Here is a 25,976-nt window from a genome sequence, read left to right on the forward strand (position 1 = left end):
GGGCGGCTGGACATTTTTCGGCATGCGGAACGGTTGTATTTTATACGGTTAACGCCATTTTTCTAATTGTTGGAATTTCCGGATGCAGGTAGAATAGAAGTTGCAATTGATAGCGTTTACGTTCTGGGAGAAATCTGAACCGAAGCAGGTGAAGGAGGAGAACGGGATGGCGAAAGATCGGCAGACGTCCGAAGGGCATCGGGACGGGCCGGATAGCGGCTGCCGGCGGTCGAACGGGCCGGAAGGCGGCGCCGCAGACGGCCGGGGAAATGGCAAGACGGCATTGGTAACCGGAGGAAGCCGCGGCATCGGATGCGGCATTGCGATTGCGCTGGCCGAGGCCGGCTACAAGCTCGCGATTACGCACTGGCAGGACGATGTCCATGCGGCGGAGGCGGCGGAGCGAATTCGCGCGGCATCGGGGCAGGAATGTCTGGTGCTGCCCGGCAATTTGGCCGAACCGGGAGTGGCGGAGCGGACAGCGGAACAGGCGATCGCCGGCCTGGGCACAATCGATGTGCTTGTCAACAATGCCGGCGTTACATTGAAGGATCCGGTCGAACGGTTGCCCACCTGGAAGCTGGATCATCTGATTCAGCTTAATTTCCGCTCGCCGCTCATTCTGATGCGGGAATTGTCGGCGCATATGATTGACGCCGGCATTCGCGGCAACATCCTGAATATTACGTCTTCGCGGGCGGAACGCGCCTATCCCGGCGACGCGGTCTACGGAGGCCTGAAAGCGGGGTTGAAACGGGCGTCCGAATCGGCCGCGCTCGATCTGGCTCCGTACGGCATCCTGGTCAACTGCCTGGCGCCGGGCGCCACGCTGGTAAGGGAAGGGATGGAGCCGCATGAGGGCGTAGGCCGCCAGGTGCCGCTCGGCCGAATGGGCACGCCCGAGGATATGGGGCGAATCGCAGCATGGCTTGTGTCGGATGCAGCCTCTTATGTGACCGGCATTACGCTTCGCGCCGACGGCGGGCTCATTTTGCCGGGAATGCCGGAAGACGGCGTCAGCGTATGGGGCAGTCTGGCCAAAACCGAAATGAAAGGACGGGAAGTATGAGCGGGATCACGATACGCGATGTAAAGACGACTCTGACGGCGCCGGACGGCATCAATCTCGTCGTCGTCAAAATCGAAACGTCGGAGCCGGGGCTGTACGGTCTGGGCTGCGCCACGTTTACGCAGCGGTATTTGACCGTCGCATCGGCCATTAACGATTACTTGAGGCCTTTTCTGATCGGCAAAGATCCGCAGCGGATCGAAGATATATGGCACACGGCGATGGTCAGCTCCTATTGGCGCAACGGCCCGGTGCTCAACAATGCGATTTCCGGCGTCGACATGGCGCTGTGGGATATCAAGGGGAAGCTTGCCGGCCAGCCGGTCTACCAGCTGCTTGGCGGCAAATGCAGAGAAGCGGTTGCCGTTTACCGGCATGCCGACGGCAAAGATCTGGAAGAGGTGGAGGAGAACGTCCGCCGGTTTATGGAGCAGGGAATTCGCCATATCCGCTGCCAGTGGGGCGGATACGGGGGCAAGCACGACTGCGTATCGCCGGAAAACGCACTGCCCGGCGCGTATTACGATCCGGACGCCTATGCGCGCAGCGTGCCGCGGCTGTTCGAGCGAATGCGCGAAACGTTCGGCTACGAGATCGAGCTGCTGCACGACGTCCATGAGCGGCTTTCCGTCATTGAAGCGGTTCGGCTGGCCAAGCAGTTGGAGCCATACCGGCTGTTCTTCCTGGAAGACCCGCTCGCGCCGGAGCAGCTCGACGGCTTCCGCATGATCCGTGCGCAAAGCGCGACGCCAATCGCCATGGGCGAGCTGTTCGTCCATCCGCGGGAATGGGTGCCGCTTATATCCGGCGGACTGATCGATTACATCCGCGTGCATATCAGCGCAATCGGCGGCATTACGCCGGCCCGCAAAATCGCGGCGCTGGCGGAAGCGTTCGGCGTGCGCACCGCATGGCACGGTCCGGGGGACGTTTCACCGGTCGGGCATGCGGCCAACTTGCACCTCGATCTGAGCAGCCCCAATTTCGGCATCCAGGAGTGGTACCCGTTCTCCGACCGGATGCGCGAAGTGTTCCCGGGCACTCCGTCGCTGCGCGGCGGCTACGCGTACGTTCACGAAGCGCCGGGCCTCGGCGTCGATATCGACGAGACGCTCGCGGCGAAATTCCCGTGCCGCAACGACCTGCCGTTCTGGACGCTGGCGCGTTTGCCGGACGGCAGTCCGGCCAGGCCCTGACGGGATGACCGGACCGCATGATCGGCAATGAAAACCGTTCCTGCCGTTCGGCGGCAGGGACGGTTTTCATTGAAATAAATCGTCCGGTCGATGCCCCCCGCCTCTAGTGCCCCCGTTCCCGGCAGATTGCTTTTGGCGAAAAGCTGCAAAAGTACAGGAATATGGTTCTGAATAGACGGCTATGGCGCGAAATTCTGCAAAAATACAGTATTTTTTTGGAAATTTTCGCATATCTGGATTGAACGGATCAAAAAAACTGCATAATCGCAGGAGTTTTCGCGTTTTGGTTATTTTACGCCCGAAAAAACTGCATTTTTGCAGCATTGTTCTTTTATCGATCTTCCGGATGACAGCCGCCGTGGAGGTGGAGCGAGCAAATAAAGCATCGGAGTTCGCAATCAGGCACCCGGTGGTGATGGCGCGAGCGAATAAGGCACTGGACGCCATCCTGTTGTCTTTGTTCTATCCGAACATTTATAATATGCTATACTTTAATGGGAAAGCTCTGCCGAGGTCTTTCCAATATCGCGAACCGGAAAGCCCGAAGGAGTGGGGAAATCAATTGGCCAAAAAAACAAAGCTGTACGAAGCGATCATTCAGGATATTATGGAACGAATCCGCAGCGGCGAGCTGAAGCCGGGAGATAAAATCCCCAAGGAAGCCGAGTTGGTCGACAAATACAAGGTGAGCCGCATTACCGTTTCCCGAGCGCTGCGGGATCTGGAGTACAAAGGATTTGTAAAGCGCATCAAGAAGAAAGGCACCTTCATCACCGAGCCCGACGCGCCGGAGGAGACGAAGGCCGATGGCATGACGATCCCGGTCATCGCTTTGCTTCTGCCCTTCAACGAGGAATTCGGCTACGAAATTCTTCGCGGCGTGGAGGAAGCTTGCGCCGGCAGCGGGTATTATGTCACCTACCATAATACGAACTACGACGCGCGAACCGAGAGGGAACTGATCGGGAAAATTATGAGCGACAATTTGAGCGGCGCGATCGTGTATCCGGTCGGCAGCGGCAAAAATATCGACGTCTTCAGCAGCATGCTGATCAACCGTTTTCCATTTGTGCTGATCGACCGCACGATCGAAGGACTGGATGCGCCGAATGTCGTATCCGATAATTTCCAGGCGGGCTACTCCGTCACCTCGCATCTGATCGGTCTCGGACATCGGAAGATCGCTTTTCTTTGCACGTCGTTGCACGAAGCCGTCTCGGTTGCGGAGCGCTATCGCGGATACTGCAAAGCGCTGATCGACGCCAGCATCGTCCCGCAGCGCGAATGGCTGATCGAGGACCCGTCGCCGATCGTCGGCAGCGAGCATTTGGATTCCGGCCATCCGTGTGCGGCTTCCCGGCTCGAGAAGCTGCTGCGTCTGCCGGAAATGCCGACGGCCGTCGTCGCCGTTAACGATTTGACGGCGATGCATTTGATCGAGACGGCGCTTCGGCGAGGGATACGCGTTCCCGAGGAGTTGTCGGTCGCCGGCATCGATAATCTGAAAACGGGCGAGCATTTCATCGTGCCGCTCACTTCGGTCAAGCAGGATTTTGCGGGAATCGGCGCGAAGGCGGCGAGCCTTGTCATGAAGCAAATCGCGAGTGGCGGCCTACCGGCCGAACCGCAAACGATTACGATGAATACCGAGCTTGTCGTGCGGCGGTCGTCGGCGCCTCCCCGGAAACGGGAATATTAGCAAAGCCCTCCAACACCCGGTTGGAGGGCTTTAAAGGTTGTAAAGCCGGTGCAAGGACAGGTCCGATTTACAGCCGCGCGATCAGCGGTCGAAACCGGCCGTGAAAATTTCGAAACCGCGCAATTCGACCTTGCCGGCACCGTCTTCCGTCGCGATGTCCTCGCGCCGGTCTTCCATGATCGTGCTGGCATAAAGCCCCGATCCGAGGGCGTCGTGGCAAATGCGCAAGGCAACGGGGGAATCGGACATGTTGTACCAGCGGGCGACAAGCTCGCCGCGGTCCTCGTTCACCTTAAGGTTGGAGAACGCAAGTCCTTTCCCTTCCCACTCCAGCATGTCGCATACGGGAGGCAGGGTGCCGGCATGAACGTCGGTTTGGCTGGCTGTCAGCGGAACCTGGAAACGATAGGCTTCGGTATACGCGTCGAACCGGTCGCTGCCGTTATGCGGCAGAATGATCAGCTCCGCCTCGTTCGGCCCGAGACATTGCGCCTCCGGGGTCGGGAAGACGCCCCAATCGCCGAGCTCGCCGACCGCGCGCAACAGCGTGACGGCAATCGTACCTTGTCCGTCGCGCAGCACCTCGTACTCGTTCAATCCTTTGTTGCCGATCGTCAATCCCCGGCCGGAAGCATGCACGTCGACGAACGCCTGCTGATGCTGGCAATTGCTCGGATTGACCCATTCCGGCGCGGGCGTCGTATCGCGTTCCGCCACTTCCAGCACCGAATCGACAAAATGGGTGTCGGCGGCGACACCGGACGGGAACAGCATCCGCAGCCGGTGATCTTTGGCCGTATTGACGTATTTCGCATGAATTTTGACGCCTCGGCCGGAACGCTCGAGGCTGATGCGCGTCACGATGGACAGCTCCGTCATCTCGCCGCTGCGGCCCGCTTTCCGCTTCAGGAACGGGACCATCGTCTGCACCTCGCGCTGCAGCAGGTCGTCGGCCTGCGCCGGTATTGGCAGGTGATGCGTCACTTCGAACGAAGCGCGGAACGGCGTATCTTCCACCAGGCGTATCTCGGCCGGCCGGCCGACGGTCGTAATGGCCGCGTCGCCTTCGGGCTGCTTGAATATATATTCGTTGCCGATATCGCCGACGTCTTCGTAATGGCCGAGGCCGGCATATGTCTGGCCGCTTCGCTTGTCCAGCAGCGTAATGCCGCCGTCCGGTTCGATCGTCACCTTCAGCCATTCGTTCTCCATCGCGGTCGGTCCGGCGACGAGCGACGAAGCTGCAGCCTGCGCCGCTTCCTGCTGCGGAATCCAGGCGAACGCCGCATAGCCGAGCCCCGGCAGCTCGCCGGTTTCGAACGTCAGCCGCAGCACCCGCGCCATATAAGGCTGCCTGAATTTGTCGTCCGGCAGATCGTAGCCGAACCGGACGCCGAGATCCTCGACCGTTGCGTCGATTTTGCGGCCCGCCGTATCCACGATATACCCTGCGGCCGAAGTGGCGCTTTCCACGCGCGCGGCAATGTCGGCCGGGCTGCCGCCATCGCGGAAGTATCGCCTGCCGATCCGCAGTTCGACGGTGGCGACGCCGGAGCCTTTATAGCCGCTCGTATTGTAGACGACGAACGGGACGGCGTCCGGATGCATGTCCGCAAAGCCCGAAGTGTCGATCCGGCCGTTCAAATGCGCCGCGCTTTCCTCGACAACGGACGAGGCGACCTGGATGCTTTTGTCGAAACGGGTCGTCATTTCCCGGTATACGTCGTCGACGCTGCAGCCGCAAATGCTGTCGTGCGGGTGGTTCTGCATCAGCGTTTTCCAGGCGTAGGTCAGGACGGCGTGAGGATACGGCAGCCCGTGCCGGTGGGCGAGCGCGGCCAGCGGTTCGGCCACTTTCTCGAGCAGCGTCTGGTTTTTCTGGTTTTTCTGCTTGATATATACGCGGGCCGATGCGGTGTTCACCAGCGTATACCAGCCGTTCGTATGCTGCCCTCTAAGTTCGCCCTTGATTACGCTTAGCTGCTGCGGCAGCTCCGCTTTCACCGCCTTGATGTAATCGTCGAAATTGGAATGGATAAATTCATAATCCGGGTAAAGCTCACGAGCGGTGCGCAGCGCGGCCGACAGATCGGTTTGCGGCGGCTGGTGATCGCATCCGTTCATCATCAGCAGATGGGAGGTGGAGGCGTACCGCTCCGCAGCCGCAATGGCCCGGTCCCAAAACGCTTTCGCCGCTTCCTTGTCGACGGGAATTTCATTGCCGTTGCTGTACCAGTTGGCAAACAGAATGCCGAGCACCTCCGAGCCGTCAGGCGATACCCATCTCAGCTCCGAGAACGGAGATTCCTGCGCCGCCGCGTCCTCGACCTTGTTGTCGAAGCCGGTCGCCTTGACCCCCCTGCCGAAAATCGCCGTATCGATGCCCGCCTGCCGGAGCAGCTGGGGCGCCTGTCCCATATTGCCGAACGAATCCGGAAAATATCCGATTTTGGACACGGCGCCGAACGGCCTGGCGTCGCGGTGTCCGACCTGCAAGTTGCGGATGTTCGCTTCGCCGCTCGTCAGAAATTCGTCCTGGAGGACGTACCACGGTCCCGCAGAAATTTTGCCTTCCTTCGCCAGCTCGATCAGCTTGTCGCGTTTCTCCGGATAAACCTGGAGATAGTCTTCGAGTACGATCGTCTGTCCGTCCAGATAGAAGCTGCGGTATTCGGGATCTTGCTCGAAAAGGTCGAGCAGGGTGTCCATCGTCTTCAGCAGGCGAACGTGGTGCGCCTCGAAAGGCATATACCATTCGCGGTCCCAGTGGGTATGCGATACGACATGAATCGTCTTTTTGGCCATCTATTCACCCTCGTTTCGCTTAATATGATATGTTTTAATACTACTTGAATCGGGGGATGAAGTAAATGAAATTTGAGAATATATTATAGCATTACATAATCAAGCCGGTTTTTTCGAAAATGAAATAGTCGGACAGCAAGTTCGGGCTTTACAGCACCTCACTATTAGTGTACTATTTAACTATGACACTAATACATGCGAGGTGCGATATGACAATTGAGACGAAGACGAAGACGAAGAAGATGATGCTGCTCCGCAATGCCTGCGTTCGGACGGCGTCCTCTCGGCGTGCCCGGTCGGCCGCGGTTCGACGGGCGTCTGGCAAGGCTTGAAACGCTAGGCAAAAAGCGAAAGGCGGGTTTTGGCTGTGACGATTGAATTCGACAATAATTTGCCGATTTATTTGCAAGTGATGAATTACATCAAGAAGCAGATCGTAGCCGGCAAGCTGAAGCCTGGCGACAAGATCGAATCGGTTCGGGAATTGGCGGCCGAGCTGCAGATTAATCCGAACACGATTCAACGGACGTTTCAGGAACTGGAACGCGAAGGGGTTGTCGTGACGAGGCGCGGCTTGGGGCGGTATGTGACGGAAGAGGAGTCGATGATGATGCGAATGAGAAAAGAAATGGCGGATCAATTGTTGGAACGATTCGTGTCGGGGATGAAGGAGCTTGGTTTCGGGGAGCGGGATATTGTCGCTCTCGTCGCCGAAGCTGTCGCATCGGGTTCGGACAGGGAGGGAAAATAAGATGAGCCATCCGATTTTGCAATTCTCGTCCGTTTCGAAACGATACGGTTCGAAGACAGCGCTGCAGGACGTTTCGCTGCAGGTGGGAGCCGGAAAAATTATCGGCCTGCTCGGCAGCAACGGAAGCGGCAAGACAACGCTGATGAAAATCGCGGCCGGCCTGCTCCAGCCGTCATCCGGCACGGTGCGGGTATGCGGCGAACCGGTCGGCGTCAAGTCGAAAGCCGTCACGTCGTTCATGCCCGACAAGCCGCTGACGGAACCATGGATGCGCGTCCGCGATGCTATCGCTTTTTACCGCGACTTCTATCCCGATTTCGATCTGGCGAAAGCGCGGGATATGCTCGCGTTCATGCAATTGAACGAGCGGGACAAAGTGACCTCGCTGTCCAAAGGAATGAACGAGCGGTTGCAGCTGACGCTTGCTCTGTCGCGCAATGCCAGGCTCTATTTGCTCGACGAACCGATCGGCGGCGTCGATCCGGTGGCGCGCGAGAAAATTTTGGATGCGATCATCCAGTTTTACAGCGAAGACAGCTGCCTGATCGTTTCGACGCATCTGATCCGCGATATCGAGCGGATATTCGACGAAGTATTGCTGATCAAAAACGGACAACTGATTCTGCACGAGCAAGTGGACGCCATTCGTACGAATCATGACAAAAGCGTGGACGATCTGTTCAAAGAGGTGTATGCCGAATGATCAACTTATTGAAATACGACTTCAAGCGCAATGCGAACCTGATTTTGGCGGGGGCCGCCATTCTGGTCCTCGCGCAGGCCGCCCTGATGCTGGCCGGATGGTGGAGGGATTGGGACGGACAGATCCTTTACATCGGCATTATGGTGATCTACGTCCTGTTCGGTTTTCTGGCCTACCTGATGATGTGCCAGACTTACAACGGCAATATCCGATCGTACAGCAGAAGGCTGCTGCCGCTTGGCTCCTGGTACTTGCCGGTTTCGCCCTTTTTGCTGCTCGTGATCTGCTATCTGGCGCTCGGCGCGATGTTCGTGCTGTTCGATACGCTGTTTTCCCTCATTTTCGACGTGAAGGACACGTTGTTTTCGATGCTCCGGCAGTTTGTCGGGCAAATCGGATTTTGGGATTCCGCCGCGATGACATTTAATTTTTTATGGGGGCTGCTTTTTATTACCGTTGCCGTTTTTATGGCCATTACGGTTGCCCGGACGATTGACGGAAAGGGCGGGACATTCATGGGCATCGCCGCTTTCATTGCGCTGCTCGCGCTGATCGTTTGGATCGAATCGTTGTTGTTCCCGCAAACGAAGGATGACAGTTCGTGGGGAATTGTCAGCATTGAAATCACCGAAGGCGCGATCGTCAGCGGCGCCATATCCAAAGCCAACACTTCTTTCGACTGGGGACTGCTGCTGTTCGAGTTGGCCATCGTGGCTGCGCTGTATTATGCGATCCTCTATATGCTGGACCGCAAAGTCAAGCTGTAACCGCCGGTTTTTCGCTCACGACCGGACAAGGACGGACAAGGCCGGGCAAGGCCGGGCAAGGCCGGGCAAGGCCGGGAGCCGTCCGCCGCTGTCGTCATAAAGCTGCGCGCCGGATGCATGAGCCATAACCGGGAACGGACAAGGAAACGCCGGGTGTCAGTACACCCGGCGTTTCCAGCCGTTCAGCTTGGCGAACGCTTCGACGTAGAAGTAATCGCCGTATATAAGGGAGACGTCGATATTGGCGTTTCCCGGCTTGTGGCCGGTTCCATGGAGCAGAATCGCTTCATGCTCCGGCCGATCCCAGGTCGCATAGCGCTCCGTTAGCGATGCCAGTATCCGTTCGGCCGCGTCGGCATACAGCCTTTTTTCTCCGGCGGGCACGGCTTCGGCGATTTCCAGCAGGCCGGAGGCGGCGATGGCGGCGGCGGAGCTGTCGCGCGGCTCGCCCTCGAGCGATTCGAGCCGAAAATCCCAGTACGGCACGCCGTCTTCGGGCAGCGCGGCAATGAAATAATGGGCGATCCGCTTGGCCGTCGTCAGAAACCGTTCATCGCCGGTATGCCGGTACGTGTTCGCGAATCCGTACAACGCCCATGCGGTGCCGCGGCTCCAGGACGAATCCGGCGCTAGCCCTTGCCCTCCGAACGATTCGATAAACGCTCCGGTCTCCGGGTCGAACGACACGATATGGTTGACCGACCCGTCCTCGCGCACGCTGTGGCGGATCGCCGTTTCCGCATGGCGGACCGCAATATGCCGGTATCTCGGGTCTCCCGTCTCCTCGCTGGCCCAGAAGAGCAGCGACAGGTTCATCATGCAGTCGATGATGGCCCAGCCGACCATATCGCCGTTCCAGGCGCGAATGAATTGGCCGGCGGGGTTGAAACGGGACGCAAGATAATCCGCGGCCCGCAATCCTCTGCGCCGGCCGTCGGCGTCGCCCGTTATTTTATATTTGAGAACGGCTGTCGACAGAAACTGAAAGCCGACATCATGATGCAGAAACTCGCCGTCCCGCGCAAACCACCGTTCGAGCTCCTCGTCCCACCGCCAGGCCGCTTGCCTGAACGGATTCCGGCCGGTTACGTCGTACATCACCCACAGCATGCCCGGCCAAAATCCGGACGTCCACCAGCTCGTGTCCGCATCGTCGTACTTGCCGTCCGCTCCGGCGCGATGGGGCGATTTGGGGCCGATCTGTCCGATCATCCGCTCCACCTTTGCTTCCAGCCGCTTCATGATGTCCGCTTTGTACGCTGCATCCATTCCCGACGCCTCCTGTGCTGTTTTTTCTCGATTATATGCCGTCCTGTCCGGAAAAAGTGGCAGTACAATGCCCGAAAATGTTGCGCTGTTGTCATTTGCCGTTTACAGTAAAAAATATAAAACGGTTACATATCTCTGGAGGCGTCATGAACCCGCTGTTCGAACCGATGAAACTGGAAGGAAAGCCCGTCATGTGGCATGGCCGCCAGCGCACGGAGGCCGATTTCTCCGGTTATTACCACTGGCATCAATGCGCCGAAATGCTGCTCGTGCACGAAGGACGCGGAAGCGTTGTCGTCGGCCGCCATGCACACGAAATTCGGAGAGGGATGCTGTTCTTTTTTCCGCCGTTTCAGCTCCACCACGTGTTCGCCCATGTCAGTCCGGAATGCCCTTACATCCGCTCGGTCTTTCATTTCGATCATGAGCTGATGGGGGACAGCCTGAGCGGATTTCCGGCGCGCCGCGGCTTGCTGGACAGCAAGTGCCGGGGGCAGCGGGAGGAATACGCCTTCGATCTGGGCGACAGAATCGGTTATGCCGAGGAAGTATGCCGGATATACGGCCGGGCGGCTGCTTCCGGCCACGGGGAAACATACGAGGAAGCGTCGCTGCTGTTGCTGCAGCTCCTGAACGCGATCGTAAGCGTCATCGGCGCGCGCCGGGAGGACGGGGCGGCACGTACGGATGCGAACGGCCCGCAGCGGCCGTTCCGCTATGCAGAATCGGTCATGCGCTGGATCGAGGCGCATTACGCGGAAGAGTTTCGCCTCGACAAGCTGGCGGACGGGCTGCATCTGTCCAAATTTTACGTCTCGCGCATCTTCCGGGAGGAAACCGGCAGCAGCATTACCGATTATTTGACCGCGCGGCGGATCAAGCAGGCGTGCCGGCTGCTGCAGACGACTTCGCTGCCCGTCGAGCGGATCGGCGGCGAAGTCGGCTTGCCGAACCCTTCTTATTTTGTCCGGCTGTTCAAACGGCATGTCGGCACGACGCCGCTGAAATACCGGTACGAGGTTCGAGCGCGGCTATAAGGGTGAGGCGGCCGCCCGCCAGACCGCTCCGCTTCGTACCGGGTTACCCCGGCGTAATCGCGAATTGCCATTGCTCGAACGGCGCGCTGTCATAGGCTTTGGCCAGGCCGTATGCCTGAATCGCCGCTTTCGTCACCGTCTTGCCGCGCAAGCCGACCCGGAAGACGCCGTCGAACGGAAATTCCGCGATCGCAATCGTGCCGGCGTCCTGCCAGCGCGGGACAATCGTTCGCCCTCCGCTGAACGGAAAGCGCTCCGAGCCGGGGATGCCGTCCCGATACCAGGGCATCTCCTCGTCCTTGGGCGAGCCCGGTTCGTTCAGGCAGACATACAGCGACAGATGGTCGCAAAATTGCAGCACGCGCAGGTGAAAGTCAAGCGTCTCCAGCGCCGTTTCGTCCGTCAGCCCGAGTTCGCGCTTCCATTGCTCCTCCAGCCTGAACCGCGCTTCGAGATATTCCCGTACGGCCGGGTGCTGCTCCGGCGTGAGAAGGGCGGAAAAATGCAGGCTCGTCAGCAATCCGGCATAAGGTCTGCGCGCTTTGATCTCGTCGATGCCTTTGCCGTAGCAGATGAGCTTGGGACGGATCGGGTAATCGATAAAGTGATAGGGCGCCCGGTCGCCGTCGTTCCAGATCGGAATATCGTCCAGATCGAGCCAGCACCGGTCATGCTCGTAGGCGGCAAATACGACGTCCTCCCGCCGCTCGTCCCCTGCCCACGCCTCCGGCTTCCAGCGGCTGGCGAAATCGCCAGACAAGCGTCCGTGATCGTGCTGGGCGATCATGACGAACGCATCGTTCCGCTCGCGAATAATCATGGAGACACCTCCTTCGGTTGTCCGGCATCGGACTTGGGTTCGGTATCGGCCTTGGGTTCGGTATCGGTCTTCGGTTCGGCATCGGCTTTCGGTTGCCCGGCATCGGCGGCTTCGTTGTTTTTCAACCTTCGGTATTCCCGCGGCGTCATTCCCGTCTTCCGCTTGAACAGCTGGAGAAAGAACGACTTGTCCTGGTATCCGACCGCCGGTCCGACGTCCTGAACCGGCATCCGGGTGGACGCGAGCAGCTCGCAGCTTTTATCGATGCGGCGGTTCTGCACGTAGGCGTTGAAGGTGGAGCCGGTATACCGTTTGAACAGCCGGTGAAAATGCCGTTCGCTCATATTCAGTTCTTCCGCGAGACGTCCGGCATGCAGCGGTTCGGCGAAGCGGCGTTCGATCCGGCGAACGATACCGGCGAGAGAATCGCGTTCCTGTGCCGCCGTTTCCGTGCCGGGACCGGCAGTGTGCGCCCGCTCGAGCAGGACGATCAGCTCGACGAACTTGGCATAGAGCAGGGCGACGCGTCCGGGCGCGCGCCGCTCGTATTCCAGGTGCATGGCGCGGAACCACTCGCCGAGCCGGCCGTCGCGGTCGCGGATGCGCCGCCAGCTTCCGGCGTCGCCGGGCAGCAGCTGGAGAGCCGCCAGCGTCTCGCGCAGCCCGTCCGTGCCGGGAAAATCGCGCAGATCGGCGGCCAACGGCTCAGGCTTGAACAGGCAATTGTAAACGACGAGCGAGCGGTTCGCGCCGGCGTCGGCCGGGCGAAACACATGCGAGACGCCGATCGGCAGTATGAACAGATCGGATTTCGCGACCGGCAGCACGTCGCCGTTTACGTAATGAAACCCGGAGCCTTCGTCGACATACGACAGCTCGACGAAATCATGGCGATGCTCCTGCAGCGAGAACGATTCGCTGACGCGGTTAACGAACAGCGGCAGCCGTTCCTCGAAAAACAGCGTGCCCGGCGTAAGCCGGATCGGTCTGTTGATCATTCTGGCGTTTCTCCATTCTCTATCATAGCGCTTTCCATGATTATATAAGCGAATCCGCTTCGGGTAAACCGATTTGTCCGATTTGCCCTCCTTCGTTGTCGCAATCGCCGCTTTTTCTGCCGCAGGGAACAAGTAGAATGAGAAGCAAAGCGTACCATTCAGACAATCGGAAGGAGTGTGCTCAATGGCCGGAAGGCAATGGTCGGCGCAATGGATTTGGGGCGGAGAGGAGGTAAGCCCGCGCAACGAATGGCGCTGCTTCCGCAAAACGTTTTATGTGCCGGAGGGAGGCGAGAACGGCGCCCGGCTGCATATCAGCGCGGATTCCCGATACGTGCTGTTCGTGAACGGCGAGCGTGCCGGACGCGGTCCGGTGCGGTCCTGGCCCGCCGAGCAGTTTTACGACACGTACGATATCGGCCACCTGCTCAAGCCGGGACGGACGAATGCGATCGCCGTGCTTGTCCTTCATTTCGGCGTGGCCAACTTCTACTATATTCGCGGCCGGGGCGGGCTGCTGGCCGAGCTCGAAGGCGGGGGCAGGACGGGGACGCTGGCGGCGACCGACGGCTCGTGGCGGACGTCCAGGCTGGCGGCGCAGGACCCACGGTCCCCGCGCATGTCTTGCCAGCAAGGGTTTGCCGATATTTACGACGCGCGCAAATGGGACGAACGGTGGACGGAAGCGGACTATGACGATGCGGACTGGCCGCTCGCGAACATCGTCGGACCGGTCGGAAGCGGCCCGTGGAAGAAGCTTGTCCCGCGCGACATCCCGTTTTTGACCGAGGAAACGGTCTATCCTTCGCGCGTCGCGTCGCTTCAGGCGGTGAAGCCGCCGAGATGGGCCGCTGCGCTCGATGTGCGCAACGGGATGCTGCCGGACAGCGCCAATCACGCCGACCGCGTCAAATATGCCGGATTTCTCGCAACGGTGCTGACGATGCGCGAAAGCGGCAAGCTGACGCTCGGCTTTCCGAACGGGCGCGTGTCGAGCGTCTGGGTGGACGGTCGGCTCTGCGGAGGCTGGTATGGCGATCAGCCCGAGCGATACTGCGATCTCGAACTGGCGGCGGGCGATCACTTCGTGCTGATTGACGTATCCGGCGGCGATCACGGCGGAAGCTTTCATATCGCGGCAGACAGCGCGAGCCCGTTCGTCTTGCGCTCCCCTGCGGCCGCAGCGGCCGGCAACGATACGCCGTTCGCCATCGTCGGCCCGTTCCACTATACGATCGACATCGATCATCAGGGCGTCGAACCGCTCGATCTGGAACAGCCGGACTATGTACGGGCGAAGGGCATAAAGCACGAACGGGATCTGGAATCGTTCCGCGAATGGGTCCGGCCGCTGCCGGGCGGGATGTACAGCGAGGACGATGTGTTCGGCTCGAACGTATGGCGGACGGCCGCCGTGTCCTACGCGGTGCCGCCGGAGCTCGACCGCTGCGTCCAGGCGTCGCCGGAGCCGGCCGTCGTGCCGCGCTTCGACGGCATGGACACCGAGCTCGTGATCGATTTCGGCAAAGAATGGAGCGGGTTTATCGGCTTCGAGGCGGAGGCGCCGGAAGGGACGGTCATCGATCTGTACGGCCTGGAATATATGAAGGACGATTACCGGCAGCATACGTACGGGCTCGACAATACGATCCGCTACATCTGCCGAGGCGGCCGTCAGCAATATATATCGCCGGTCAGGCGCGGGTTCCGCTACCTCGTCGTGACGATCCGGCGGGCGTCTGCGCCGGTGCGGCTGCATCGGGTATTCGTCAACCAGAGCGCGTATCCGGTGGCGCAAAACGGTTATTTCCGCAGCTCGGACGCGTTGCTGAACGACATCTGGGAAATCAGCCGCCATACGACGCTATTGTGCATGGAGGACACGTTCGTCGATTGCCCGTCGTATGAGCAGGTGTTCTGGGTCGGCGACAGCCGCAACGAGGCGCTTGTCAATTACTACGTATTCGGAGCGCTCGATATCGTAAAGCGGTGCCTGAACCTCGTGCCGGGCTCGGGAGAGATGACGCCGCTTTATGTCGACCAGGTGCCGAGCGCCTGGAACAGCGTCATTCCGAACTGGACGTTCTTCTGGGTAACCGCCTGCGCGGAATATGCGGCGCATACCGGCGACCGCGCGTTCGCCGCGCGCATCTGGCCGGCGGTGCGGCATACGCTGACGCATTATTTGCGGCATATCGGCGAGCGCGGCCTGCTCGATATAAAAGGCTGGAATCTGCTCGACTGGGCGCCGATCGATCAGCCGAACGACGGCATCGTCACGCACCAGAACATGTTTCTGGCGAAGGCGCTGCGCGACGCGGCCGGGCTGGCCGCCGCGGCGGGCGTGCCGCAGGAAGCGGCGCCGCTTGCCGAGCGGGCGGACGCGCTGCGGAAGGCGATCGACGGCCAGCTGTGGGATGAGGAGCGGCAGGCCTATCTCGACTGCATTCATGCGGACGGCAGACGTTCGGCTACCTTCAGCATGCAAACCCAGGTCGTCGCCTATTTGTGCGATATCGCCGAAGGGAAGCGCAAGGAGCGGCTGGAAGGCTATCTCGTCGCGCCGCCGGCATCCTTCGTGCAGATCGGCAGCCCGTTCATGTCGTTCTTCTACTACGAAGCGCTCGTCCGTTCCGGCCAATACGATCGTATGATTGCGGACATTCGCCACAGCTACGGGATGATGATCGAAAACGGCGCGACCACCTGCTGGGAGATGTACCCGAACTTCTCGGAAAACCGCGCCAATCCGAACCAGCTAACCCGCAGCCATTGTCACGCCTGGTCGGCGGCGCCGGGCTACTTCCTCGGCGCCGTCGTCCTCGGCATCCGGCGTCTCGATGACGGCTGGAAGCGGGCGGCCGTCGCGCCCGAGCCTTGCGGCTTGCAGTGGGCGCGCGGCGCCGTTCCGCTGCCGCAAGGCGGCCGGATCGAAGTGAGCTGGCGCATCGACGGCGGCCGGATGGAGCTGCACGTATCCGCGCCCGACGATGTAGAGCTCGACATCCGCATCCCGGACGGCCTGAGCGGCAGCGTCACGCGGTCCGCGACGCGGCCTTCGCCGCTTGCGGCGGCCGCCGGCATGACGCCATAATGGAAAGCCCTGACGGAGCTCTTGGGCGAGCGCCGTCAGGGCTGTTTGCCGGTGCGCCGGAAACGGCTTGGGAAACGGACCTCTCCCTCTGGTATAATGAAAGCGGAATATGACAAAGGAGCCGTTGATACCGATGTACCGCAATCTGGAACAATGCATCATCGATTTGGAGAAACACGGGCATTTAATCCGCATTCGCGAGGAAGTGGACCCTTATCTGGAAATGGCCGCGATCCATTTGAAGGTCCAGGCGGCCGGCGGCCCCGCCCTGCTGTTCGAAAACGTAAAAGGCTCGAAATACCGGGCGGTATCGAATCTGTTCGGCACCGTCGAGCGCAGCAAATTTCTGTTCCGCCGAACGTGGGACGCCGCGCGCAGCGTCATTGCGCTGCGGAACGACCCGTTCAAAGCGTTAAAGCAGCCTTTCCGCCATGTCGGAGCCGGGCTCGCGGCCTTGAACGCTTTGCCCATGAAAACGAACGGCAAATTGCCGCACCGGGAAATCCGGATTTCCGATCTGCCGCAAATTCATCATTGGCCGGATGACGGCGGCGCCTTCATCACCCTTCCCCAGGTGTATACCGAGGACCCGGACAAGCCGGGCATCATGAAAGCCAATGTCGGGATGTACCGCGTCCAGTTAAGCGGAAACGAATATGTGCAGGACAAAGAAATCGGCTTGCACTATCAAATTCATCGGGGAATCGGCATCCACCAGGAAAAAGCGAGACGCAAGGGCGCTCCGCTCAAAGTGAGCGTCTTCGTCGGCGGCCCCCCGGCGCATACGCTGTCGGCCGTCATGCCGCTGCCGGAAGGCTTGAGCGAGACGATGTTTGCCGGCCTGCTGTCCGGCCGCCGCTTCCGCTACAGCTATGCCGACGGCTATTGCATCAGCCGCGACGCCGATTTCGTCATTACGGGGGAAGTGTATCCGGGCGAGACGAAGCCGGAAGGGCCATTCGGCGATCATCTGGGCTATTACAGCCTGATTCATCCGTTCCCGGTCATGCGGGTGCATAAAGTATACGCCAAGCCTGACGCCATATGGCCGTTTACCGTCGTCGGCCGGCCGCCTCAGGAGGATACCGCGTTCGGGGCGATTATTCACGAACTGACGGGCGATGCGATCAAGCAGGAAATCCCGGGCGTCAAGGAAGTGCACGCCGTGGACGCGGCGGGCGTCCATCCGCTTCTGCTGGCGATCGGCAGCGAACGCTACACGCCGTATCTTCCGACCAAGCAACCGGCCGAGCTGCTGACGATCGCCAACCGGATTCTGGGCACGGGGCAGCTCAGCCTGGCCAAATTTTTATTCATTACGGCGGAGGACGAGCGGCCTCTGGATACGCATCGGGAAACTGAATTTCTGACCTATATATTGGAGCGGATCGACCTGCGCCGGGACATTCATTTTTACACGAATACGACGATCGACACGCTCGATTATTCAGGCACGGGACTTAACAGCGGCAGCAAAGTCGTGTTCGCCGCGTACGGCGACAAGAAGCGGGAGCTGTGCACCGAGCCGCCCGAGGCGCTGAAGGAACTGAGAGGATTCGGACATGCCCGGCTCGTGATGCCGGGAATCGCGGCCATTGAAGGGCCGGCGTTTACGAATTACGGGAACGCCCATAAGGAGCTGTACGAGCTGTGCGAGGCGATTCGCGGGAAAGGGCCGCTTGATAGCTGCCCGATGATCGTGCTGTGCGACGACAGCGAATTTTTAAGCCGTTCCATGTCGAATTTTTTGTGGGCGACGTTTACGCGGAGCAACCCTTCCCATGATATTTACGGCGTAAACAGCTATTACGAAAACAAGCACTGGTGCTGCGACAACGTCATTATCGACGCGCGCGCGAAGCCGCATCATGCGCCGCCGCTCGTTCCCGATCCGCAGGTCGAGAAGAACATCGGCCGCTTCTTCGTCAAGGGGGCCGTTCTCGAAGGATTCGGCGGATAGCGCTCCACGGAACGTGTGCCGGGCTCCTCGGCATAAGAGACGCCGGGCTTCTCGGCACGGACGCCGGGCTCCTCGGCCGGGCGTTGCGCCGGACGCCTTTTCCGCTTTCGCATGGCCGGGAGATCGGCTAATGGACGCAATCGTTGTCTTGGCCGGCTCACAGGGACTCGCGGTCTACAATTCGATGGGGCACATTCGTCCGCGGCGGGATGACCTGCCCCTCGATCCGCCGGATCAGCAGCTCCGCCGCGAGCCTGCCGATTTCGTCGACGTTGTAATCCACCGTAGCAAGCGGGGGATCGACATATTGCAGCGTATCGATATTGTCGAAGCCCATTACGCCGGCTTGCCCGGGCACGCGGATGTTCCGCTGCTTGAATTCGCGCACAATCTCCAGCGCATAGACGTCGCTGCTGCACAGAACAGCCGGCTTTCCCTCCGTCTCTTCCAGCGCGCGGACAACTGCAGGGACGAAATCCCGATCGGTTACGACGGTCGCACGAAGATCCCCGAGCTCCCCGCATGCGTCCAGAAGTCCCAGATGCCGCTGCTCCGGCGTGCCGATGTTCTGCTTCCCCTTGAGCCGCAGCGGAGGGCTCACATAGATCAGGCTGCGGTAGCCTTTCGCATAAATATGCCTGACGGACTCCGCGATCGCCCGTCTGTCGTCGATCCAGACGAAAGGGATATCGGCGGATACCCGGTTGCCGAACGTCACCACCGGCGCTTGCGCCTTTGCGAGCAGCGATGCAAATTCGGCTCCGAAATTGACCGGCGTGATCGCGATGCCATCCACTTGACGGTCCAGCAGGCTGTTGATGTATTGAATCTCCAATTCCTTGTCTTTGTTCGACAGCACCAAATAAACGACATATCCGCGCCTTCTCGCTTCCGCCTCAAAGGAATGGTAGAGCTGCGCAAAAATGCGGTTATGAATATCGAACAAAATGACGCCGAGCGTCTTCGTCCGGCCTTTTACGAGGCTTTGGGCGAGAAAGTGGGGGCGGTAGCCGAGCTCGGCGGCCACCTTCAATATTTTGTCGCGCGTCGCCGCATGAATGCCCGGACGGTTATGAAGCGCGCGATCGACCGTTCCCCGAGTCACGCCGCAAATTTCCGCGATTTGTTTGCTCGTAACCTTCATCAACGTCAAACCCGTCCTTCGTTTTTGTCTGTCGCTGTCACCGCGATCGTATTACAGAATCGGAGCGAGGTCAACCGTTCACGTGAACGATCGGGAAAAATCTTTCTCCATATTCGTTGGTAAACGTTTACAATCGACCCTTCCGCTGCTACAATGAAGTCATAAAACCAGCGTTCGTGCACGTGAACGGAAGGGGAAAACGGAGAAGAAAGGGAGGCGTCGAAAGATGGTTCGTTCCATCGCGCAGCGGCAGCGTTCCGCCGCGCAGCGGTCATTCGCAGGCGATGCCAGGGAAGCTGCCTTTTTGCTCGGCGGCATCGGTACGGGCAACGTTTCGCTCGGCAGCAGGGGGGAACTGCGGGATTGGGAAATATTCAATCGTCCGGGCAAGGGGGTCTTTCTGCCGAACACGTTTTTTGCCATTTGGGCCGGACAGGAAGGGCGCGACCCGGTCGCCAAAGTGCTGGAATCCCGATTGTCTCCGCCTTACCACAGGTCCCACGGCTATCATCCGAATACGGCGGCCGGACTTCCGCGCCTGCACAAGTCGGCGATGCGCGGCGAATACCCGCTTGTCCGGATCGATTTCGAAGACGAGGACTTGCCGGTTGCGGTCAGCCTGGAAGCCTATACGCCGCTTATTCCGCTGAACGTCGACGATTCCAGCATTCCGGGCGCCTATTTGACGTACCGCGTCACGAACCCGACCAGCGGTTCCGTCGATGTGACGATTGCCGGGTCGATGATCAATCCGGTCGGGGGCGTCAAGTACGATCCGTTCGGCAATATGGCTTTGTCCAACAGCGGACAAAACGAGAACGTCTTCCGCCGCGAGGAAGCGTTCGCCGGTTTGTTTTTCGGCAGCGGCAAGTTTGCGCCGGAAGACGCCGATTACGGCAATATGTCACTGATCGCGGTCAGCCCGAACATCACCTGCAAGCGCGCGTGGCTGCGCGGCGCCTGGTACGATTTTTTACAGGAATTTTGGGACGATTTCAAGGAGGACGGGCGGCTGACCGATCTCGGCTATGAGACGCCTTCGGAAGACGGGAAGACCGATACGGGAACGATCGGCATTTATGAAACGCTGGCGCCGGGGGAGACGAAAACGTTCGATTTTATTCTGTCCTGGTATTTTCCGAACCGGCTGAACGGCTGGAACGATCATGTCCGCGTACGCGAGCAAGGCAAAGAGCTGACCCGCAATTACTACGCCGTCAAGTTCGACAGCTCCTGGTCGGCCGCTTCCTATCTCGCCCGCAACAGGTCCCGTCTGGAACGGGATACGAAACGGTTTCACGAAGCGCTGTTCGCAAGCTCGCTTCCGGCTTTCGTCCTCGATGCCTTGTCCGCCAACATCACGGTTCTCCGGAGCACGACCTGCTTCCGGCTTCAGGATGGCCGTTTTCTCGGCTATGAAGGCTGCTTCGATAACGCGGGCTGCTGTGAAGGCAATTGCACTCATGTCTGGAACTATGCGCAAACGCTCGCGTTTTTGTTTCCCGAGCTGGAGCAGAACATGCGGCGAACCGAATTTCTGGAGGAAGTCGGCGAGGACGGCAAGATGAATTTTCGGGCGTTTGGCATGTTTGATAACGTTTGGCAAATGAACGGCCGGCCGGCGCCGGCGGCCGTCGATGGCCAGATGGGCGCCGTCATGCGCGTTTACCGGGAATGGAAGCTGTCCGGGGACGACGCGTTTCTCCGGCAATTGTGGCCGTCTGTCCGGAAAACGCTTGCCTTTGCGCTGATCCACTGGGATACCGACGGCGACCTGGTGCTCGACGGCGTGCAGCATAACACGTATGACATTGAATTTTACGGACCGAACCCGTTGACCGGCGTAGTCTTTCTGGGCGCGCTTCGGGCCGGCGAGGAGATGGCTTCCTATCTCGGCGACGAGCAGACCGCGCGCACCTATGCGTCCGTCTTCGAGCAGAGCGCGAAGCGGCTCGACGAGCTGTTGTGGAACGGCGAATATTACGTTCAGCGGCTGGAGGACGTCAATGCCTACAAATATCAGCACGGCCTTGGTTGTCTGTCGGACCAGCTGCTCGGACAGCAGCTCGCTCATCTGTATGGTCTCGGCTATTTGCTGCCGGAGGACAAGGTGAAGAGCGCGATCCGTGCGGTCTACAAATACAATTTCAGGACGGATTTCGGCGATCACGCCAACTGCCAGCGCACGTACGTGCTGAATGACGAGCAAGGCCTGCTGCTCTGCTCGTGGCCAAACGGCGGGCGGCCGAAGCTCCCGTTCGTCTATTCGGATGAAGTATGGACCGGCATTGAATATCAAGTGGCGACCCATCTCATTTACGAGGGATTCGTCGAGGAGGGACTCGCGATCGTGAAAGCCGTTCGCGACCGGCATGACGGGTACCGCCGCAATCCGTGGAACGAGGTGGAATGCGGCAATCATTACGCGCGCTCCATGGCGAGCTGGGGAATGCTCGTCGCGCTTAGCGGATTCCGCATGCCGCGCAAGACGATGTCGTTCGACCCGGTCGTGAGCGAGGGCGACTGCAGCTTTTTCTGGAGCACAGGACGTGCCTGGGGCACCTGCTCGCAGCGGAAAAATCCGGATAGCGGCGAGTACGAGTTCGACGTGCAGGTGCTATACGGTGACGCTTCCGGCATCGCCGTCCGGGCGTGCGGCCGGGAGATTGTCCTGCCGTAACGGTTTGTGCGGCCATCGCTCGATGGCCGCGTTGTTTACGAGGCCGGCCTTAATCCGGAGGCGGTGTCGAAGTGTTCTCGATATGCTGCGGCTGGCCGATATCGTCCCGGCACAGCGATGGCGCAATCGGCCTGGGCTGCTGCGGCTTTGGACTTCGGCAAGGACCGGCCCGTATCGTCCTCTGACCTTGCCGCTGTTCCTTCCGGCTGCGCTCAGATCGTGCGGCTCGCGCGGCGAAAGCGTCCTGGCGGCATGCCGGTTTGGCGGACGAACCAGCGCGTGAACGCATGGACGGAAGAGAAGCGGAGCCGCTCGGCCATTGCGGCCAGCGGTTCTCCGGTATGCGCAAGCGCTTCCCGCGCCAGCTCCAGCTTGCAAGACATGAAATACGCGTACGGCGTTTGCCGCATCCGGCTGCGGAATAAACGGGATATATAATCGGGGTGATAGGACGTCCAGACCGACAACCAATCCCGGTCATACCTTTCCGCCGCGTGGCGCCTCAGCCGCTCGGCCAGCCGCTGCACGAGCGGGCCGTCTCCTTCACCGTCCCCGCCTGCCGCGCTCGCGTGCAGCTCGACGAGCAGCTCCGTCAATAGCGATCGAAGCAGCAGCGGCGTAGCGGCGCGCTGGGACGGCCACGCTTCGGCCAGCCTGGCGAAGAACGGCTCGAACCGCTTCGGCGGAACGCGCCGGTGGCCGTCAAGCAGCAGCGAGTCGCCCGTCATGTCTTCGCCAATCAAGAAGCGGTTGTCCCGATAGGGAAGCTTTTCGGCGGCGCCGAGCTGCCGAATGGTGATTTGCGGAGGCCGGCCGGGCTCGGGCAACGGTCCTTGCCAAAGGTAATGGACCCCGTAAAGTACGAAGGGGTCTCTACGGTCGGCCCGAATCCGGTGAGGAACGCCGGGGCCGTAGAAAAACAGATCGCCTGCCTCGCATTGGCGCGCCGTTTCCTGGACCGTGACCTCGCCTTTGCCTTCCGCCACATAGAGCAGCTGATAATCCGATATGCAGCGGGGGCCAAACGTTTCCCCCGGCCGGCATTCGAGCCGATTCGCATAGCCGACGACAGGCGCCAGCTCCCGCCAGGGGAGCGACGGCAATCGGCGTGACGCTTCGCGCATGCGGCTTGGCACCGTCCTTTCGCTAGAGCTAGATGCCGTTATAGTCGGCGAATGATACATTTTCATCGATGACGCGCAAAGACTCCTTTTCAAGTCAAGCATATACTGGAGTGGAAAGAACGGCAACGGATAAATGATAAGGAGGTGTGCGAGCATGGATGTGCTTCGCCGTCCTGCGCCGGACGATTCCGGTTTACGGCCGTCGGGACCGTCGGACGCCGCTTCGCCCGCTTTTGCGTCTGCTCCCGTTTCCGGCATCGAATCGGCCGATCCGCTTTCGCCGGCTGCGGATGCCGTCCGCAAACCGTCGACTCTGGCCTTCGAGGATGAGGATGCCGTCCGCAAACCGTCGACTCTGGCCTTCGAGGATGAGGATGCCGTCCGCAAACCGTCGACTCTGACCTTCGAGGATGCGGATGCCGTCCGCAAACCGTCGACTCTGGCCTTCGAGGATGAGGATGCCGCCCGCAAACCGTCGACCCTGGCCTTCGAGGATGAGGATGCCGCCCGCAAACCGTCGACTCTGACCTTCGAGGATGCGACTCCGCTGTTGGCCGACCCGGACCGGCTTCGGGCGAAAGCGGAAGAAGACGGATACCTGTTCTTCAAACGGTTTATCGATCGCAACAAAATTATGGACGTTCGGGACCAAATGCTGGCCATCCTGGATGAGGCCGGGTTGCTGCATCGCGACAGAAAGCGGATCGACGGCATCGCGAATGTCAGGGCGGTTCACCGGCTGGACGAGACGGACGCCAACTGGAACGGCGTCGGCGTACCGTTCGAGCTGTACCGCAAGACGCAGAAGCTGGAAGCGTTTCACGCACTTGCTCACGAGCCGCGCTTGCTGGCGCTGTACGAGATGCTGTTCGACGAGCGTCCGTTCGTCCATCCGCGCAACATCGCCCGGCTTATGCTGCCGCACCGCAACACGCACGTTACGCCGTCGCATCAGGATTATCTTCATATTCAAGGGACGACCGAGACGTGGACGTGCTGGATTCCGCTCGGCGACGTGCCGAGATCGCTGGGAGGGCTGAAGGTGCTGGCCGGCAGCCATAAGGCGGGCTTGCTCGGGGTTACGGCCCATCCCGGCGCGGGCGGCCTGGAATCGATTCTGTGCGGGCTCGGCTACGAATGGGCGGAAGGTGATTACGAGGCGGGCGATATCATCACCTTCCACAGCCTGACCGTACACAAGGCGCTGCCCAACTTGACGCCCCGCCGCATCCGGCTGTCTTGCGACATGAGATATCAGCCGGCCTCCGAGCCGGTCGACCGCACATCGCTGCTGCCGCACGGCCCGTTCTCCTGGGCGGATCTCTACGAGGGGTGGCAGCGGCCGGAGCTGCAGTATTACTGGCAGAAAGAGCGGCTTGCCGTTACCGAATTCGACGAATCGATCCGCTGGCAGAAAGACAAAATTTGCTGACGTCGGCACGGAACGCCTGTTGTTTGACCGACACTCCCGAAACGTGTCGCTTTCGGCTCGTCTCCGCTGTCCACGGCGGGAGCCGGAACGAGAAACAGCCGGGCAAGGAACATCCTTGTCCGGCTGTTTTTTGATTTCACCGCGAAACAGTATCGGTCCTTAGACAGGGACGACGGAGTCGTTTCCGCTTGAGACCGTCCACGCCTTCCGTCAATCGTCGCCCGTCCGTCGGTGCGCTTCGTCCTCCGTCAAATCGTCTCCAGTCCGTCGGTGTGCCCCGCCTTCAGCGCCCCTGTCTCCCGGCAGATTGCTTTGGCGAAAATCTTGCAAAAGTGCAGGAATTTTGGCCCGAGTAGATAACTATGGAGCAAAATCCTGCAAAAATACAGTATTTTTTGGAAATTTTCGCTTGTCTGGCTTGAACGGATCAAAAAAACTGTATAATCGCAGCAATTTTCGCGTTTTGGTTATTTTACATCCGAAAAAACTGCATTTTTGCAGCATTGTTCTTTTATAGGGTTTCTATCTTCCGGATGCCAGCCGCCGCGGAGCCGAAGTAAAGTAAGCACAAGCAATTTCGGGACTGGTATCAGTTCAAAGCGGGAATGGTGCGAGCGAATAAGGCCCTGGAGGTGCGCGATTAGGGGCCCGGCGGCGGTGGAGTGAGCGAATAAGGCCCAGGAGGTGCACAATCAGGCGCCTGGCGGCGGTGGAGTGAGAGAATAAGGCCCAGGAGGTGCACAATCAGGCGCCCGGCGGCGGTGGAGCGAGCGAATAAGGCCCTGGAGGTTCGCAATCGGGCCCCCGGTGGGGGTGGCGCGAACGTCCAGGGCCGCCATCCTGCTTGTCGTACGCCCCGTTATTTGAACAACCGCAGAAACTCCCGCATAAATCCCGGAAGATCCGGCCAGGCGTGGCCGGTCACCAACTTGCCGTCCACATGCAGCGTATCCGGCGCATAGCGGGCGCCGAGACGCTCCACATCGGGGCGGCACGCGGTATAAGCTGTCATCGTTTTGCCTTCGAAATAGCGGGTATCCTGCAGAGCGACAAACACCTGGACCGCATGACAGATGGCGCCTACCGGCTTGTCCTGCTCCAGGAAGTGGCTCAGAATCCGCGGCAAATCTTTATCCCCGCGAATATATTCCGGCGCGCGGCCGCCGGGAATGATCAGCCCGTCATAGTCCGAAGGGTTAACGTCGGCAAAGGCGATATCCGCTTTTAACAAATGCGCGGGCTTCTCGGAGTATGTCTCCCAACCATCCACGAAATCATGCACGACGGTATGCAGCACCTTTTTGGTCGGCGCGGCAATGACTGCTTCGAACCCTTCCTCGAGCAGGCGGTAGTACGGGTAATACACTTCCAGCACTTCGGCGGCGTCTCCGGTCAGCAGCAATATTTTCTTTGGCAACGGTGATCACT

Annotated in this window: 18 protein-coding genes; 11 read left to right on the forward strand and 7 right to left on the reverse strand. The window is 59.9% G+C overall.

Annotated features, from left to right (window positions below; all coding sequences use genetic code 11):
• Nucleotides 1-100 precede the first annotated feature (100 nt).
• The 3 genes from ABEV74_RS05845 to ABEV74_RS05855 all read left to right on the forward strand — a co-directional run bounded on the left by ABEV74_RS05845 (nucleotide 101) and on the right by ABEV74_RS05855 (nucleotide 3,964).
• On the forward strand, nucleotides 101-1,069 hold the full coding sequence (locus ABEV74_RS05845; protein WP_430144273.1) for an SDR family NAD(P)-dependent oxidoreductase: 969 nt from the start codon (nucleotides 101-103) through the stop codon (nucleotides 1,067-1,069).
• Nucleotides 1,066-2,265 (forward strand): enolase C-terminal domain-like protein, encoded by a 1,200-nt coding sequence (locus ABEV74_RS05850; RefSeq protein WP_430144276.1) that lies wholly within the window; start codon nucleotides 1,066-1,068, stop codon nucleotides 2,263-2,265. Before ABEV74_RS05845 ends, ABEV74_RS05850 begins: the two co-directional genes overlap by 4 nt.
• 562 nt (nucleotides 2,266-2,827) lie before the next feature.
• Entirely contained in the window at nucleotides 2,828-3,964 is a 1,137-nt protein-coding gene (locus ABEV74_RS05855; protein ID WP_430144279.1) for a GntR family transcriptional regulator, read from the forward strand.
• Nucleotides 3,965-4,045: 81 nt separating this feature from the next.
• On the opposite strand, the gene ABEV74_RS05860 is transcribed toward ABEV74_RS05855, so the two are convergent.
• On the reverse strand, nucleotides 4,046-6,769 hold the full coding sequence (locus ABEV74_RS05860; protein WP_430144282.1) for an alpha-mannosidase: 2,724 nt from the start codon (nucleotides 6,767-6,769) through the stop codon (nucleotides 4,046-4,048).
• Between the two features lie 367 nt (nucleotides 6,770-7,136).
• Between ABEV74_RS05860 and ABEV74_RS05865 the strand changes: the two genes are divergently transcribed.
• From ABEV74_RS05865 to ABEV74_RS05875, 3 genes are read left to right on the forward strand one after another with little or no spacing between them, the layout of a single operon-like run.
• The gene (locus tag ABEV74_RS05865; RefSeq protein WP_062491279.1) at nucleotides 7,137-7,520 is read left to right on the forward strand and encodes a GntR family transcriptional regulator; all 384 of its coding nucleotides are present in this window, start codon (nucleotides 7,137-7,139) and stop codon (nucleotides 7,518-7,520) included.
• A 1-nt stretch (nucleotide 7,521) separates the two neighbouring features.
• The gene (locus ABEV74_RS05870) at nucleotides 7,522-8,223 is read left to right on the forward strand and encodes an ABC transporter ATP-binding protein (RefSeq protein WP_062491281.1); all 702 of its coding nucleotides are present in this window, start codon (nucleotides 7,522-7,524) and stop codon (nucleotides 8,221-8,223) included.
• Nucleotides 8,220-8,990 (forward strand): hypothetical protein, encoded by a 771-nt coding sequence (locus ABEV74_RS05875; protein ID WP_430144285.1) that lies wholly within the window; start codon nucleotides 8,220-8,222, stop codon nucleotides 8,988-8,990. Before ABEV74_RS05870 ends, ABEV74_RS05875 begins: the two co-directional genes overlap by 4 nt.
• A gap of 156 nt (nucleotides 8,991-9,146) precedes the next feature.
• Here ABEV74_RS05875 and ABEV74_RS05880 read toward each other — a convergent pair whose 3' ends face one another.
• The gene (locus tag ABEV74_RS05880; protein WP_430144288.1) at nucleotides 9,147-10,259 is read right to left on the reverse strand and encodes a glycoside hydrolase family 88 protein; all 1,113 of its coding nucleotides are present in this window, start codon (nucleotides 10,257-10,259) and stop codon (nucleotides 9,147-9,149) included.
• A gap of 146 nt (nucleotides 10,260-10,405) precedes the next feature.
• Here ABEV74_RS05880 and ABEV74_RS05885 point away from each other — a divergent pair, with 146 nt between their 5' ends.
• A complete protein-coding gene (locus tag ABEV74_RS05885) occupies nucleotides 10,406-11,296 on the forward strand; it encodes a helix-turn-helix domain-containing protein (RefSeq protein ID WP_430144293.1) in 891 nt (296 codons plus the stop codon).
• A gap of 43 nt (nucleotides 11,297-11,339) precedes the next feature.
• Here ABEV74_RS05885 and ABEV74_RS05890 read toward each other — a convergent pair whose 3' ends face one another.
• Together ABEV74_RS05890 and ABEV74_RS05895 are read right to left on the reverse strand one after the other, a co-directional pair.
• Nucleotides 11,340-12,116, reverse strand: a complete 777-nt coding sequence (locus ABEV74_RS05890) for a DUF3891 family protein (RefSeq protein WP_430144296.1) — start codon at nucleotides 12,114-12,116, stop codon at nucleotides 11,340-11,342.
• Nucleotides 12,113-13,114, reverse strand: a complete 1,002-nt coding sequence (locus ABEV74_RS05895; protein ID WP_430144299.1) for a helix-turn-helix domain-containing protein — start codon at nucleotides 13,112-13,114, stop codon at nucleotides 12,113-12,115. Before ABEV74_RS05895 ends, ABEV74_RS05890 begins: the two co-directional genes overlap by 4 nt.
• 184 nt (nucleotides 13,115-13,298) lie before the next feature.
• Here ABEV74_RS05895 and ABEV74_RS05900 point away from each other — a divergent pair, with 184 nt between their 5' ends.
• Together ABEV74_RS05900 and ABEV74_RS05905 are read left to right on the forward strand one after the other, a co-directional pair.
• Nucleotides 13,299-16,208, forward strand: a complete 2,910-nt coding sequence (locus tag ABEV74_RS05900; RefSeq protein ID WP_430144302.1) for a family 78 glycoside hydrolase catalytic domain — start codon at nucleotides 13,299-13,301, stop codon at nucleotides 16,206-16,208.
• Between the two features lie 133 nt (nucleotides 16,209-16,341).
• On the forward strand, nucleotides 16,342-18,168 hold the full coding sequence (locus ABEV74_RS05905) for a UbiD family decarboxylase (protein WP_430144305.1): 1,827 nt from the start codon (nucleotides 16,342-16,344) through the stop codon (nucleotides 18,166-18,168).
• Nucleotides 18,169-18,325: 157 nt separating this feature from the next.
• Here ABEV74_RS05905 and ABEV74_RS05910 read toward each other — a convergent pair whose 3' ends face one another.
• Nucleotides 18,326-19,312 carry a LacI family DNA-binding transcriptional regulator gene (locus ABEV74_RS05910; protein ID WP_430144397.1) on the reverse strand — a complete coding sequence of 329 codons (987 nt, stop codon included), beginning with the start codon at nucleotides 19,310-19,312 and terminating at the stop codon, nucleotides 18,326-18,328.
• A gap of 226 nt (nucleotides 19,313-19,538) precedes the next feature.
• Here ABEV74_RS05910 and ABEV74_RS05915 point away from each other — a divergent pair, with 226 nt between their 5' ends.
• A complete protein-coding gene (locus ABEV74_RS05915; protein ID WP_430144308.1) occupies nucleotides 19,539-21,992 on the forward strand; it encodes a GH116 family glycosyl-hydrolase in 2,454 nt (817 codons plus the stop codon).
• 212 nt (nucleotides 21,993-22,204) lie between these two features.
• Here the strand turns inward: ABEV74_RS05915 and ABEV74_RS05920 are convergent, their stop codons facing one another.
• Nucleotides 22,205-23,116 (reverse strand): AraC family transcriptional regulator, encoded by a 912-nt coding sequence (locus tag ABEV74_RS05920; protein ID WP_430144310.1) that lies wholly within the window; start codon nucleotides 23,114-23,116, stop codon nucleotides 22,205-22,207.
• A gap of 154 nt (nucleotides 23,117-23,270) precedes the next feature.
• Here ABEV74_RS05920 and ABEV74_RS05925 point away from each other — a divergent pair, with 154 nt between their 5' ends.
• Entirely contained in the window at nucleotides 23,271-24,548 is a 1,278-nt protein-coding gene (locus ABEV74_RS05925; protein WP_430144313.1) for a phytanoyl-CoA dioxygenase family protein, read from the forward strand.
• Nucleotides 24,549-25,407: 859 nt separating this feature from the next.
• On the opposite strand, the gene ABEV74_RS05930 is transcribed toward ABEV74_RS05925, so the two are convergent.
• Nucleotides 25,408-25,965 (reverse strand): DJ-1/PfpI family protein, encoded by a 558-nt coding sequence (locus ABEV74_RS05930; protein ID WP_062491309.1) that lies wholly within the window; start codon nucleotides 25,963-25,965, stop codon nucleotides 25,408-25,410.
• Nucleotides 25,966-25,976 lie beyond the last annotated feature (11 nt).

The organism is Paenibacillus cisolokensis (assembly GCF_050481165.1).
Classification (GTDB): domain Bacteria; phylum Bacillota; class Bacilli; order Paenibacillales; family Paenibacillaceae; genus Paenibacillus_AH; species Paenibacillus_AH cisolokensis.